Below are 13,667 nucleotides of genomic sequence, written 5' to 3' on the forward strand. Positions count from 1 at the left end.
GAGCGACGCATGCGGCCCCACCGCCGTGGTTCGCCCCCTCCATGGTCCATCGGGCACCCCTGCGACCGGAAGCGCCCCACCTGGCGTTGTGTGATTGTCTGGCAGGGGGTGAAGCCGCTCATCCGCTCAGGGCCGGGTCGGCCGGCCGATCTGGAAGGGGCAGCGCGATGACCAAACAGATCGCCTATCGCAGGGTCTACGAGGACACCTCACCGAAGGACGGGAAGCGTGTGCTCGTCGACCGGGTCTGGCCACGGGGCATGCGCAAGGAGGACGCGCATCTGCACGAGTGGCTCCGCGATGTCGCCCCGTCGAGCGACCTGCGCAAGTGGTACAGCCATGAGCCCAGCCGCTTCACCGAGTTCCGCCGTCGCTATCTGGCAGAGCTGCGCGACACCGAACACCGCGAGGCGGCCGAACACCTGCGCGACCTGGCGGCGCACGACAAGCTCATGCTGCTGACCGCCACCAAGGACGTGGACCACAGCCAGGCCGCCGTCCTGGCGGAGTGGCTGACCGGGAACCGGTGACGAGGGCCACCGTTCCGCCCACCACGATGAGCATCCACATGGCGAGCGGGAGCCATGCCTCCAGGACGTCATCGCGCCGCCTTGGGCCGACCAGCCGCAGGGTGGGGGCCGAACGGGGTCCATTCAGGCGGAGCCGGGCTCTTCGGCCGTGGTGAGCCTGACGCCGGTGACCAGGTCGGGGCGGATTCGCACCGCGTAGTCCATGGTCTGCCTCACCCACGGCTGGAGCAGCGCCTGGTAGCGGGCCAGTTCCTCGGGATCGGTCACGAGGTGGGCATAGCCGGTGACGACCACGCTCCAACCCAGATGGGTGTGCGGGTCGATGGTGTCGGCCTCGTAGGCGACGACGACGCCCGGGGCGCCCGCCTGCCGGGTGCGTGAGGTCAGGGCCGCACCTTCATGGGTGCGGATGACGATGTCGCCGTCGTCCAGGACGTGGTTGACCGGGCGGACGGTGGGCAGTGCCTGGCGGGTGAAGACGATCCTGCCGAGGGAAACACTGCCCAGCAGCCGCAGTGCTTCGTCGCTGTCGAGTTCGACGCTGCGGCGCGGCCCGGGGGGCACGGTCTGGACGTTGTCGATGGTCATGGCGGTGTGTCTCCGGCCGACGTGGCGAGGTTTCGCGGGCGGCTGCTGTCCGCGACGTCGGCGAGCCCCGGGCCACGGACAGATCGTTCGGGTCATTGGAACGGCATCGGGGCCCCTCGCACCAGGGCCGTTCGGCCCCGTTTTCCCGCTGAGCCGCCGGCCGGTGTCCGGTTCAGGGAGCCTCGTCCGTGGCGAACTCCAGGTGGTTCACCACGCCGACGACCCCGTCCACACGCCAGGCCGACCGGATCACCGCCGGGATGTCACTGCGCCCGGGCAGGCACCCGTCCAGTACGACCATGCCGTCCCGGACGGAGACGGTGACCCCATCGGATGCCAGGCCGAGTGCGCCGGGCAGAACCTCCTCGATCACCTGCCGGTGAATCTCCTCGTCCGTACGCAGGAAGGACCGCAGCAGGTCACGACGGGTGGCGATGCCGATGATGCGGTCCTCCTCGTCCACCACAGGCAGCCGGTCGACCCGATGCCGCTCCATCACCCGTGCCGCGTCCGACACGCGTTGCTCCGGGTGAACCGTGACCGCAGGGCTGGTCATGAGATCTCCCGCGGCCGTGGCCGCCGATCCACGCGTCGAGCGCCGCAGACCGGGCAACGCGAGCCGGCGGCCCCGGCCTCTGCGTGCCCGGGCCACCCCTCCCTGCGCGAGGTCGGTGCCGGAGACCACGCCGACCACCTTGTCGTCGTGGTCGACGACCGGAAGAGCGCGGATGCGGTGCCGGCTCAGCAGCCGCAGCACCTCTTCCGACGATGTCTCCCTGCGCGCACAGACGACATCGCTGTTCATGATCTCGCCGACGGTCGGTGTCTTCATGGGGCTCGCCCTCCTTGCTCTGGCGCCTCTTCAGCCTCGCAGCAGGCTGCGCCGGGAGACAGGGCCGGACGTAACAGGAAGGAGGGCCGACCCGCCTCTCCCGGTGGGTCTGTCATGGCACGGTGAAATCAGGGCCGACCGGCCCTGGTCCGTGGGCCGGGAAACCAGAAAGATCTCCATGGGCAGGGTCGGTCCTGTCCACCGGCGGACATCGCTGCGGAACGCGGAACAAGGAGTTGTCGATGGCGGACGGCGAGCAGGACAGCACGATCCGGGTCTTCCTGCTGGACGACCATGAGGTGGTGCGGCGCGGCGTGCGCGACCTGCTGGACGACGAGCCCGACATCAGCGTGGTCGGCGAGGCCGGCACGGTGGAGCAGGCCCTGGTGCGCGTCCCCGCGCTGCGCCCGCAGGTGGCCGTGCTCGACGTACGCCTGCCTGACGGCGACGGCGTGAGCGTGTGCCGGGAACTGCGCTCCCGGATGCCCGAGCTGACCTGCCTGATGCTGACCTCCTTCGACGACGAGGAGGCCCTGCTCGACTCGATCATGGCGGGCGCGTCCGGCTACGTCCTGAAGCAGATCCAGGGCTCGGACCTCGTGTCCGCCGTGCGCACCGTCGCCGGCGGCCAGTCTCTGCTCGACCCGAGCGCCACCACCAAGCTGATGGCCCGGTTGCGCGGCGGTGGGCAGCAGGCGGAGGAGCCGGACGAGCTGCAGGGCCTGACGGAACGTGAGCGGGAGATCCTGGCCCTGATCGGGGAGGGGCTGACCAACCGCCAGATCGGTCAGCGGCTCTACCTTGCCGAGAAGACGGTGAAGAACCACATCTCCCGGCTGCTCGCCAAGCTCGGCGTCGAACGGCGTATCCAGGCCGCCGTCATCGCCACTCAGGTCCACGACCGGCAGCGGCAGGACGGATCCTGAGTCCCGGCACGACGGCCGCGAGTTCTGCCTCACCGTCTCCGACAACGGCGTGGGAATCCCGCCCGCGGGCCGCCGCAGCGGCCTGCGCAACATGGCCGAACGGGCCGAACAGCTGGGCGGAGACCTGACGTTCACCGGCCCGCCCGAGGGCGGCACCACGCTCGCCTGGCGGGTGCCGGTGGCCGCCGGTCAGCGGCGCCGCACCTCGCCGTCGCTGCGGTCTGCTCCGACCGAGGCCCCGGCCCCGTACGGAGCATGGGGTGTATGGACTGCCGCCGCCCGGCCTCCGGCGGCGGGCCCTGGGCAGGCGAGGGACCACTCGGCCCGGAGCACGGGCCATCCGGCCCCCGGGGCCGACGACAACGGCCGTCGCCCGCGTGCCGACGCGGGCGACGGCCGTCGTGCGAGCGTCGTGCCTCCCCCGACACGAGACCCGCGCGGACGTCCTTGCCACTCGTGGGGGACCGCGGGAAGACCGCCCCACCTCTTCGGAGTCGCAAGGACATGGCACCGCAGCCTGGTTGACGTCGTGTCCCGAGGGACTGCCGCGGTTCCTGCCTACGAGAGTCGAACCGCGAGGGGTTGCCGGGAAGAGGGCCGACCGGCCCTCGGGCCAGGGCCTGACGGCCCCGCTGTGACGCCGCCCGGACCCGCCGGCCGCCGCGGCCCTGCTCGCCGAGGACCTCAGGGCCGACTTCCTGCCCGGACCTCACGGCCGACTGAGCACTACGGCCCCAACCGGCCCGCCGAGCAGGGACTTTCAGCCCATCCGACGGAGACCTTCGGCATCCGGCGGGACGCCGCGCACCGGACGAGAGTGAGTGAGGGACGAGGGGCGGTGGCCCCTGCCCGCGCAACCTGAACACGACGCTGGAATCGGGTTCCCCGATTCAGGAGGTGGAGATCATGCCCCGGATGATCACCGTGGGCCTCGACGGCTCGCCCGAGAGCCGCGCCGCCGCGGAGTGGGCGGCCCGTGAGGCGGAGCTGCGTGGACTGCCCGTGAAGCTCCTCCAGGTCCGGGAGCCGGCACCGGCTCCGACGGCGCACGCCCCGTTCCTGGGCGGCGAGACCTATCAGCACTGGAGCGAGCGGATTCCCCGGGAGTCCGCCGAGGCCCTGCGGCTGCGCCACCCCGGTGTCGAGGTGAGCACGGAGCAGCTCAGCGGTTCGCCCGCCGAGGCCCTGGTCGGCGTGGCGAAGGACGTCGAACTGCTCGTCCTCGGCTCGCGCGGGCTGGGCGGGATCGCCGGTTTCCTGGTCGGCTCGGTCGGACTCTCGGTCGTGGCGCACGCCGAGCGGCCCGTCGTCCTGGTCCGGGCCGCCGAGCAGGCCGCGGACGAGCACGAGACGGACCCGGCCGGTGGCCCGTCCGCCGCCATCTCCTCCCGCCCGGTCGTCCTCGGAGTCGACCTCGGCTGCCCCGACGAGACCGTGATCCGGTTCGCCCTCGACGCCGCCGTCCGCCACAGCGCGCCGCTGCGGGTCGTGCACGGCTGGAACCCGACGCCGTACTACGCCTACGGCATGGCCCCCGACCCCGGTGTCCAGCAGTTGCTGGCGGACAGCGACGCCGACGCCCTGGCCGACGTGCTGGGCCCCTGGCGGCAGAAGTACCCGGACGTCCAGGTCGTCGCGGAGTCGCGCTTCGGCAGCCCGTCCAACGTCCTGATCGACGCCTCCCGCGAGGCTTCGCTGGTGGTCGTCGGCCGGCGCATCCGCCGGGCTCCCGCCGGTGCCCACATAGGACCCGTCACCCATGCCGTCCTGCACCACGCCACCGCCCCCGTGGCCGTCGTCCCGCACGACTGACCCACCCTGAGGACATCATGGAGGCAGCGGTCGTACGAGCCCCACGGGACTGGCCGGTCAAGCCGTGCCATGGCTGGCAAGGGCGATCTGCCTCTCCGGCCCACGGAGAACCACACGGGTGGCCGCGCCTCGACGCTGTCATTACCGAGCAGACAGAAAGGTGGCACCATGCTTTCGCCGGTCATCGCTGGAGTCGACGGATCGTCGGAGAGCCTCGCCGCCGCCGAGTGGGCCGCCCGCGAGGCGGTGCGCCGGGACCGACCGCTACGGCTGGTGAACGCATGGAACTGGCACCCCCACCGGACGGACGGCGAGCCCGCGAACGCCGCGCAGCGCCACCTGGCGCTACGTTCCCTGCGCCAGGCGGAGGAACGCCTCCGCAGCGCCGTACCCGACGTTCGCCTCACCGACCAGCAGGTCGAGGGACCGGCGACCGCAGCCCTGCTGAAGGCCGCCGAGGAGTGCGAACTGCTGGTGCTGGGCTCCCGCGGCCTGACCGGCTTCACCGGGGTTCTGGTCGGGTCGGTCGCCCTGGGCGTGGTCGCGAAGGCCACGCGTCCCGTCGTCCTCGTACGAGCGGGGGAGGAGGCCGAGGACGAGCACGTACCGGATGCCGCCGGGAGCCCGTCCACCCGGACCCGATACCTGGATGTGGTGCTCGGCATCGACCTGGCCGACCCCTGCGACGAAGTGATCGAGTTCGCCTTCGAGGCGGCCCGGCTGCGGCGCACCCGGCTCCGCGTGGTGCACGCCTGGCAGCCGCCGTCCGCGATCGGCCTCGGCCCCGGCGACATCGCACTGGTCGACGAGCCCCAGCGGGCCGAGGAGTGGCAGGGCTTCCTGTCCGCGGTCCTGCGCATCTGGCGTGACAAGTACCCCGAGACCGAGGTCCTGGAGACCGTCGTGGCGGGCAAGGCCTCCACCGCGCTGGTCCGGGCCGCCTCCGCGGCGAGCCTCCTGGTCGTCGGCCGCCGCCTGGCCGAACGGCCGACGCTCGCGCACCTCGGCCCCGTCGCCCATGCCGCGGTCCACCACGTCCGCTGCCCGCTGGCCGTCGTCCCTCACCCGTGAGAGTCCCTGCATCCGCGCGTTCCCGATCGCCACACCGGCTTCTCCTCGTCCTCGTCCGTGAGGACGCCGTCGGTCGTGTCGGCCACGCAGAGGTAGCCGTGGACGGTGCCGCGTACCCGGATCGGGAACCCGAGAGCGTCCGCAGTGGCTCGGGACGGCGTACGAGATCGCCGAGCGGTCCGGTGCCTGCGGACGGGCGGTGGCGTCAGGTGGGTCGGGCCACCGGACCGCCGGGGGTCACAGACGGACGACGATGAGAGCGACGTCGTCCTGGCCGCCGCTGGCCACCCCGAGGCGGGCCAGCACGGTGTCGGCGAGCTGTTCGGCCCCCAGGCGGGTGCATTCACCAAGGATGCCGGTCAGGCGGTCCAGGCCGGTGTCGATGTCCTCCCAACGGCGTTCGATGAGCCCGTCGGTGTACAGCACGAGAGTGTCTCCGGGCCTGTAGGGGATGCTGGCCTGCGGGCGGGGCACGTGCTGCGGGCGTGCCCCGAGCGGAGGGTCGGTCGCCTGGTCCAGCAGCTCGGTCCGGCCGTCTCCGTGGAGGAGGACCGGGGGTGGGTGGCCGGCGCTGCTGTAGCTGATCAGCTGGCTTCGCCGGTCGACGATCGCCTTGACCGCGGTGGTGCCCAGGGCGCCCTCGATCGAGCGGGCGTACAGGCCCAGCACCTCGAGGGCCCGCGCGGGGCGCTCCAGGGCGCGGATGGCCGCCGACAGGGCGCTGCGCAGCATGCCCATGACCGCGGCGGCCTGAAGGCCGTGGCCGATGACGTCGCCGACGGCAAGGGCGAGCCGGTCCGGTGGGATGTCCACCAGGTCGTACCAGTCGCCGCACACGTTCAGCGAGCCCACCGCGGGCAGGTAGCGCACCGCGACATCGTGCGCGTGGTGGGCCAGGTCCGGGGCGTGCAGCATGGCCTCCTGCAACGTGACGGCGACCTCGCGATCACGGGTGTGGGCCTGGCGCAGCTCCTCGTTCAGACGCTGCAGCTCCCTCGCCCGCGCATACAGCTCGGCCTCCAGGGACTCGGCCACCTGAAGGCGCTCGCTGACACGGACGCCTGTGGGGTGGGCGGCCTGCTGGGCTTTGACGAACGCGGTCACGTCCTCCACTCGGTGGATGATCCACGCCACCTTCCCGTCCGGCCCCAGGACGGGGGTGTTCACCGGGGACCACCAGCGTTCCTCGAACATCCCGGGCCGGTGCACGACGGGGATGTCGTACTTCTGCAACGCCATCGTGTCCGGCCGGCGGGTCGCCAGTACCCGGTGCAGGGAGGCGTTCAGATTCCGCACTCCGTCGGCAGCGGGGTCGTCAGGGTTGTCGGGGAAGGCCTGGAAGATGTGCTGCCCCACCAAGTCATCCCTCGTCCGACCGGTCGCCTCCAGATAGGCACGGTTGACGTCCACGATCCGCAGATCCGGGCCCAGCACCAGGTACGGGCTGGGCGTGGCGGCGAACAGGGCCGCGTGATCAACCTGCGCTGCCATCTGGCCGCTCCTCCTGCCGTGACCGCCGGTGGCCCCCTCACCCTAGGTTCCACCCGCTGCACACGCCCGGCATGCGCTCACCTGACGGAAGGGCAGTTCGGCCCTATGCGCAAGGACGGCTCCGTCCGGCCGAGTTCTGGTACGAGGAGGAGGCGGCCGAGGAACCCGGAGCCCACACGGGGAAGGTCCGGCCGAGCGTACGGCAGATCGGTGATCACGGTCGCGGTCATGGAACACCTCCTCGGTGAGCGGACGGGGTGGGCACGGCGATCAGGCAGATGGCGCCCAGGTGGTCCTGGTGACGGCGGAAGACGCTGCGCATGTGCAGGAGGCGCCGTCTGGCCGACGGGTCCCACAGGGCGTACCGGGCGATCCCCAGGGCTCGCATCAGCCCCTCGTCGGCGACCATCCGACGTGGTTCGAGCAGCGCCATGGGCGTCGTCCTGCCCGCGGTGACGGTGAAGCCCTCCGCTGCGAGCAGGTCGCGCCAGCCGGCAGCGGTGAGCGGGCGGACGCCGACGCGAATGGAGTCGCGCAGGTCGGCCGCGATCCGGTCGGCGAGTGCCCGGTCGATGTCGTCGGGCAGCAGGCACAGTTCGTGGATGCCGTACCGGCCCGAGTCGTCGGTGAGCAGTCGGCGCGCTTCCCCGACGACGCGGCGCTTGGCCGGTTCGGGCTGCATGGTCAGCATCGCCTCGCCGTACACGACGGTGGCGCTGCCGCGTGGCAGACCGGTGGCGGTGGCGTCAGCGCGTACCGCGCGTATCTCGGTCGGCCCGTCGGACGTGAGCCTGCCCAGCCGTGTCACTGCGGCCGGATCACGGTCGACGGCGGCGTAGGTGGCCGGGTGGCGGGCGAGGGCCAGCCGTGCGGTCGCGCCCAGCCCGGCGGCCAGTTCCACCACCCGATCGTCGGGGCCGACGTCCAACGCGTCCAGCATCCAGCGGGTCAGCTCCAGACCTCCGGGGCGCAGGACGCGCTTGCCCAGGCGGGCCAGGAGCCAGTGCCCCGGCATCCGGGAGGCGTCGAGTCCGTCGCCGGGCACGGGTGGGTCCTCGTGGAGTGGCTGGTCATGGTCCGTTGCCACCATGCTCGTGCCTCGCTCTCCGCCTGCACCCAGTGCCTGCTTAGGCGACCCTAAGTTTACCGGCCGGCAACGGGCCTGCATGTGGGCTGTTCGGCCCATGCGCACCATCACCGTCGGCCTCGACGGCTCGTCCCACAGCCTCCCCGCCGCCCGCTGGGCCGCCCGGGCAGCAGAACAGCGCGAGGCGTCGCTGCATCTCGTGCACGCCTGGGAACGGCATCCCTGTCTGCACGCGCCGTTCCCCGGTGTTCCGGCGCCGGCCGCGATCCACGCACACCGTGAGTGGGCCGCCTACACGCTGCGCGACGCGGAGTCGCCGGATTCCTGGTCGGTTCCGTAGCCCTTGCCGTCGTGGCGCGCTCCCCGTTGCCCGTGGTCCTCGTACGAGCGGATGAGCGTGCCGAGGACGAGCACCCTGCGGACGCCTCGGCCACCCCGTTCACCGTCAGCCCGTACCGCGACGTCGTGCTGGGCCTGGACGCCGCCATGGACGCAGGGCGCAACGACGAACTGTGCGGTCCTGCAGTACGCCTCCGCACCGGTTGCCCTGGTCCCGCACGACTGAGCACCGGACGGGTGCGCGCCGGTCAACTCGGGCCTTTCCCGGCCCGCTTCTCGGTCCGAGCAGCAGCTTGTACGGAGTGTGCCTCGCGGCGCCGGGACGATTCCCCGCTCCAAGCAGTGCACGGCGACGTACCGGCCAGGCCGAGCAGCATGTCGGTGAAGCCGAACACCGGCCCTGCGCCCTCGATATGACGCTCCTGCAGCTGACGACGGGCTGATGTCGCACGGGGGCCGGAAGGGCGGGGTCGGGGAGCAAGCGTCAGTAGCCCACGGCGAGTTGGAAGGAGGCGAGCCGGCCGACGAGCCCGGTCAGCGGCATGACCAGGCCCGTTCTACGGCCCGCTCCCGACTTTCTCGTCTCGGGGCGCTTGCAGGGCACGCCCGAAGTCGTGGTGGAGGACTATCGGGCGGTGTGGGAGGGCCGTTCGGCCCTAGCCTCGGCAGGAGGGCTATGGGGAGGCTGACTTCCGATCGGCCGGGAACGGCCGGAAGGCCCTTGTGCCCGGCTGCCCGGCCACGTCTTCTCGTGCCCACGGCCGCGGCAGGCGCGGCGGGCTCCCGGTCCGGTCACCGTCCGGCTCTCCGCCACGGCCCATGGTCACCCGCCACGGCTCGGTGCCGTCACCGGCCCCGCCAGGCCGCGTCGTGCGTGGGTCACGTCGGGACGTGGCGGACGAGCCGGCACCTCAACACGCGTCTGGCCCCCGAGGACGCCACAGCCCTCGAAGCCGCCTCGGCAACCGTGCACGGAGTGCGCACCTCGCTGCTGCACCAGGCACGGACTGAGTCCGCATGTCCTCGCCGGAGCCTTTGTGCAGGCCTTCACCCCGTCCCTGGCACCGGTGGGCACGATGGCGTTCCTGGCGATGGCCGCCGCGCTCGGCGCGGGCAGCGGCGCCGTGTTCGCCCTGGTGGCCCTGCTGGCCCCGGCGCACAAGGTCGGCTCGGTCACCGGCGTCGTCGGCGCGGCGGGCGGCCTCGGCGGCTTCGTCCCGCCGTTGGTGATGGGCTCGTTGTACGGCACCTATGGCTCGTACGCGGCCGGTCTGGCCCTGCTCGCCGTCGTGGCCGCGGCCGCTGTGGCCTTCACCGGAACGGGTGTGCGCCACGCGGTCACCCGGCGCGTCCCCGCACCCCAGGCCCACTGACAGCGAGAGGACGTACGAAGCCATGTGTGAGTACTGCGGGTGCCAGGCATCGGAGTCCATCGACCAGCTGACCCTGGAGCATGAGACGGTCGTGGCACTGATCAGTCAGGTGCGCGACGCCCACCGTGACGGCAAGATCGCGTACATGGCGGAGCTGGCCCTGGAGATCGCGGCCGTACTGGGCCCGCACACCCAGGTGGAGGAGCACGGTCTGTTCCCGGCGATGGCCGGCGACTTCCCGGAGAAGATCGCCGCCTTCGAGGACGAGCACCGGCGCATCGAGGCGGTGCTGGCCGAGGCGGCCGCACTGGCCCTGCTGAGCACCGAGCAGTGGGAGACCGTCGAGGCGGTACGCGCCCGGGTCGGCACCCGTATGCCGGAGCGCTCCGCCTGACCCGACACCCGTGCTCATCCCCTGTCACATCCCCCTTCCGCCCGGCGCAGCCTCTGCCGCCGGGCGGACCGCTGCGCGTCCGGGCACGGCAAAAACCCGGGGCTGGAGGTGTCGGTGTCGGTCGTGGCGGCATCCGAAAGGGGCGGCAAGGCTCCCCTGTGCGCAGCCCAACTGCCGCGTGGGCCGCTCGACTTCATCCGAGATCACTCTGGATACGCCGCACGCCTGCTGAACCGCTGGGCCGGCACCTGCGCCTGGAGAAGCATTGCCGTACGAGGGGTGTTGACGGGCCTCGCCGACACCTTAAGATCCCTGCTGCTCGAAGTACCGATCGTCGCTCGATATATCGAACAAGTTGGTGGCTTCGGCAGGCTGCCCTGCTCCGGCCGATACGCCACGCAACGGTCTGTCACAAAGGAATGAGCCGCATGCCTTCAGAAGCCGGAGTGCCCCGCAGAACCGTCCTCACCGTCCTGGGCGCCGCCTCCCTCGCCGGGACCTTCGCCGCCGCTCCCGCTGGGGCCGCGGAACTCACCGGCACAGCCGCGAGCGCCACTGCCGCAGACCTCCCCGCCGCAGCCGCCCATTGGACCTTCGACGAAGGCTCCGGCACCTCGGCCGCCGACTCCTCCGGCAACGGTCGTAGTGCGACGCTCCAGGGTGCGGCCGGTTGGGACACCGGCAAGGTCGGCACTCACAGCCTGAGCCTCACGGCAGGCGGCAACGCCACGGCGTCCGGGCCGGCCCTCGACACCTCCAAGGCGTTCTCGGTGGGCGCCTGGGTCAACCTCGCTCAACTCGGCGGCTACCAGACCGCCGTCAGCATCGACGGCAAGGTCGTCAGCTCGTTCTACCTGGGTCTGCGCGACGACACCGGCACCTTCGCCTTCGCCCGGCTGGGTTCGGACGCCACCCAGAGTGCCGCGGTGGCGGCCGCCGCTTCGGCGCCCACCACGGACACCTGGACCCACCTGGTCGGTGTCAGCGACCCGACCGCCGGCGTCATCCGCCTCTACGTCAACGGCGTGCTGGAGGGGGAGACCGCCTACACCGCGGGCTGGGCCGGCAGCGGTGACACCGCCGTCGGCCGTGCGCTCTACGGCGGTGGGCACGTCGACCAGTGGCACGGCCTGATCGACGACGTATGGATGTTCCCGTCCGTCCTCACCTCGGAGCAGGTCGCCGCGCTGGCCGGGGTTCCTGTGGAGACCACGACGCCGCTGCTGAGCGTGGACGTCGGCAACCCCGCGCACGCGGTGTCCCCCATCCTCCCCGGTTTGATGTTCGAGGACATCAACCACTCCGGCGAGGGCGGCATCTACGCCGAACTGGTGCAGAACCGCTCGATGATGGCCAGCGACACCACGCCCGTCCACTGGTCCGCCGTCGGTGGAACGACCCTCGCACTCGACACCGCCACTCCGCTCAACGCCGCACTCAACCGTTCTCTCAAGGTCGTGCTGCCGAGCAGCACCGGGGGCGGAAACCGGGCCGGCGTCGCCAACGACGGCTTCTGGGGCATACCCGTGCGGCCCAGAACCGCCTACACCGCCCGGCTGTTCGCCAAGGCGTCGCGCCGCATCGGCCCGCTCACGGTGGCCATCGAGTCGGCGGACGGCGCGACGGTGTACGCGTCCGCGCACGTGCCCCACGTCGGCACCGACTTCCCCGGCCGCCCGTACGAGCTGACCCTGCGCACCGGTTCGGGCACCCCCGTGGTCGGTGACGCAAGGCTGACCGTGACCACGGCCGACCCCGCCGCCGCGGGCGAGACCCTGTGGCTCCAGCACGTGTCCCTCTTCCCGCCCACGTACAACAACCGGCCCAACGGCCTGCGCATCGACCTGATGGACAAACTGGTCGCTCTGAAGCCGAAGTTCCTGCGCTTTCCCGGCGGAAACTTCATCGAGGGCAACACCATCGCGACACGGTTCAACTGGAAGAACACCATCGGTCCGGTCTGGGAGCGCCCCGGCCACATGGACGACGCCTGGGGCTACTGGTCCACGGACGGCCTCGGACTCCTCGAATACCTGGAATGGGTCGAGGACATGCACGCCCAGCCGGTCCTTGCCGTCTACGCCGGCTACTCGCTCAAGGGTGAACACGTCACCGGCGACGCGCTGAAGCCGTTCGTCCAGGACGCACTCGACGAGATCGAGTACGTCACCGGCCCTGTCACCAGCACCTGGGGAGCACGACGTGCCGCCGACGGACATCCGGAGCCGTTCCCGCTGGAGTTCGTGGAGATCGGCAACGAGGACTGGTTCGACCGCTCGGGGTCGTACAACGAGCGGTTCGCGGCCTTCTACGACGCGATCAAGGCGAAGTACCCGCATCTGAAGCTGATCGCCACGACGTCCGTGACGAGCCGCACGCCCGACCTGATCGACGAGCACTACTACCTCGCGCCGTCCGCCGCCCAGGCCTCAACCCACAAGTACGACAACCGGGACCGCAGTTCGACGAAGGTGTTCGTCGGAGAGTGGGCCGCGCAGGAGGGCCGCCCCACACCCGACCTCAACGCGGCGCTCGGCGACGCCGCTTGGCTGGCCGGTCTGATCCGCAACTCGGACCAGGTCCTCATGGAGTGCTACGCGCCGCTCTTCTCGCATGTCAAGAACAACGTCTGGGCCACCAACCTGATCGCCTACGACAACCTGACCAGCTACGTGTCGCCCAGCTACTGGGCGCAGCACATGCTGACGAGCAGGCTCGGCAACACGGTGCTGCAGGCCACCGCACGTGCGCTGCCCGGCCTCGCCACCGTGGCCACCCGTTCCGGGAACCGCCTGTACCTCGCGGTCGTCAACTGCGGGACGGAGAAGGTGACCGTGCCGGTCGAGCTGAAGGGGCTGACCAAGGGGGTCAAGAGGCAGGCCACCGTGACGGTCCTGACCGGCCCCTCGCGCGCCACCACCAACACGCTGACGGAACCCAACACGTTGGTGCCCAGGACGAGCACCGTGACCGGCGCGGCAGCGTCCTTCACCAGCACCGTGCCGCCGCTCTCGGTCACCGTACTGGAACTCGTCCTGACCTGATCGGTCACTGCCCGACGCCCCTGCTTCTTGACGATGGGAATCGAGGGCCGCGACCTGACGGTCGCGGCCCTCGTTGCGTTGTCGCAAGCGATGGTGATCCCCAGGGCCTCGTAGGTGTAGCGGGCTACACCATCGACCGGGGAGGGCGCTCCCTCGTGGCGGAGACCGCCGCACGGAATC

Annotated in this window: 11 protein-coding genes and 2 pseudogenes; 9 read left to right on the plus strand and 4 right to left on the minus strand. The window is 71.3% G+C overall.

Annotation, left to right across the window (positions count from 1 at the left end; genetic code table 11):
* Positions 1-167 precede the first annotated feature (167 nt).
* Positions 168-530 (plus strand): DUF488 domain-containing protein, encoded by a 363-nt coding sequence (locus ACZ418_RS11525; protein WP_468360564.1) that lies wholly within the window; start codon positions 168-170, stop codon positions 528-530.
* Between the two features lie 123 nt (positions 531-653).
* Here ACZ418_RS11525 and ACZ418_RS11530 read toward each other — a convergent pair whose 3' ends face one another.
* On the minus strand, positions 654-1,118 hold the full coding sequence (locus ACZ418_RS11530; RefSeq protein ID WP_468360567.1) for a pyridoxamine 5'-phosphate oxidase family protein: 465 nt from the start codon (positions 1,116-1,118) through the stop codon (positions 654-656).
* 172 nt (positions 1,119-1,290) lie between these two features.
* Positions 1,291-1,950 carry a CBS domain-containing protein gene (locus ACZ418_RS11535; protein WP_468360570.1) on the minus strand — a complete coding sequence of 220 codons (660 nt, stop codon included), beginning with the start codon at positions 1,948-1,950 and terminating at the stop codon, positions 1,291-1,293.
* 242 nt (positions 1,951-2,192) lie between these two features.
* Here ACZ418_RS11535 and ACZ418_RS11540 point away from each other — a divergent pair, with 242 nt between their 5' ends.
* The 4 genes and pseudogenes from ACZ418_RS11540 (at position 2,193) to ACZ418_RS11555 (ending at position 5,759) form a co-directional block, all read left to right on the plus strand.
* The gene (locus tag ACZ418_RS11540; RefSeq protein WP_468360573.1) at positions 2,193-2,876 is read left to right on the plus strand and encodes a response regulator; all 684 of its coding nucleotides are present in this window, start codon (positions 2,193-2,195) and stop codon (positions 2,874-2,876) included.
* Between the two features lie 10 nt (positions 2,877-2,886).
* Positions 2,887-3,066 (plus strand): annotated as a pseudogene (locus ACZ418_RS11545) (sensor histidine kinase); the annotation flags it as partial.
* A gap of 716 nt (positions 3,067-3,782) precedes the next feature.
* Positions 3,783-4,688, plus strand: coding sequence for a universal stress protein (locus ACZ418_RS11550; protein ID WP_468360576.1), 906 nt, complete (start codon positions 3,783-3,785; stop codon positions 4,686-4,688).
* A 168-nt stretch (positions 4,689-4,856) separates the two neighbouring features.
* Positions 4,857-5,759, plus strand: coding sequence for a universal stress protein (locus ACZ418_RS11555; RefSeq protein WP_468360583.1), 903 nt, complete (start codon positions 4,857-4,859; stop codon positions 5,757-5,759).
* Positions 5,760-5,996: 237 nt separating this feature from the next.
* On the opposite strand, the gene ACZ418_RS11560 is transcribed toward ACZ418_RS11555, so the two are convergent.
* Together ACZ418_RS11560 and ACZ418_RS11565 are read right to left on the minus strand one after the other, a co-directional pair.
* Complete coding sequence (locus ACZ418_RS11560; protein ID WP_468360586.1) at positions 5,997-7,250, minus strand: PP2C family protein-serine/threonine phosphatase; 1,254 nt, start codon at positions 7,248-7,250, stop codon at positions 5,997-5,999.
* 226 nt (positions 7,251-7,476) lie between these two features.
* On the minus strand, positions 7,477-8,295 hold the full coding sequence (locus ACZ418_RS11565; protein WP_468360589.1) for a class I SAM-dependent methyltransferase: 819 nt from the start codon (positions 8,293-8,295) through the stop codon (positions 7,477-7,479).
* Positions 8,296-8,434: 139 nt separating this feature from the next.
* Between ACZ418_RS11565 and ACZ418_RS11570 the strand changes: the two genes are divergently transcribed.
* The 4 genes and pseudogenes from ACZ418_RS11570 to ACZ418_RS11585 all read left to right on the plus strand — a co-directional run bounded on the left by ACZ418_RS11570 (position 8,435) and on the right by ACZ418_RS11585 (position 13,487).
* Entirely contained in the window at positions 8,435-8,677 is a 243-nt protein-coding gene (locus ACZ418_RS11570; protein WP_468360592.1) for a universal stress protein, read from the plus strand.
* Between the two features lie 1,018 nt (positions 8,678-9,695).
* A pseudogene (locus ACZ418_RS11575) lies at positions 9,696-10,049 on the plus strand (MFS transporter); the annotation flags it as partial.
* A 22-nt stretch (positions 10,050-10,071) separates the two neighbouring features.
* Complete coding sequence (locus ACZ418_RS11580) at positions 10,072-10,443, plus strand: hemerythrin domain-containing protein (protein ID WP_468360595.1); 372 nt, start codon at positions 10,072-10,074, stop codon at positions 10,441-10,443.
* Positions 10,444-10,871: 428 nt separating this feature from the next.
* Positions 10,872-13,487, plus strand: coding sequence for a LamG-like jellyroll fold domain-containing protein (locus tag ACZ418_RS11585; protein ID WP_468360597.1), 2,616 nt, complete (start codon positions 10,872-10,874; stop codon positions 13,485-13,487).
* Positions 13,488-13,667: the final 180 nt, after the last annotated feature.

This window comes from Streptomyces sp. NPDC030820 (assembly GCF_055572075.1).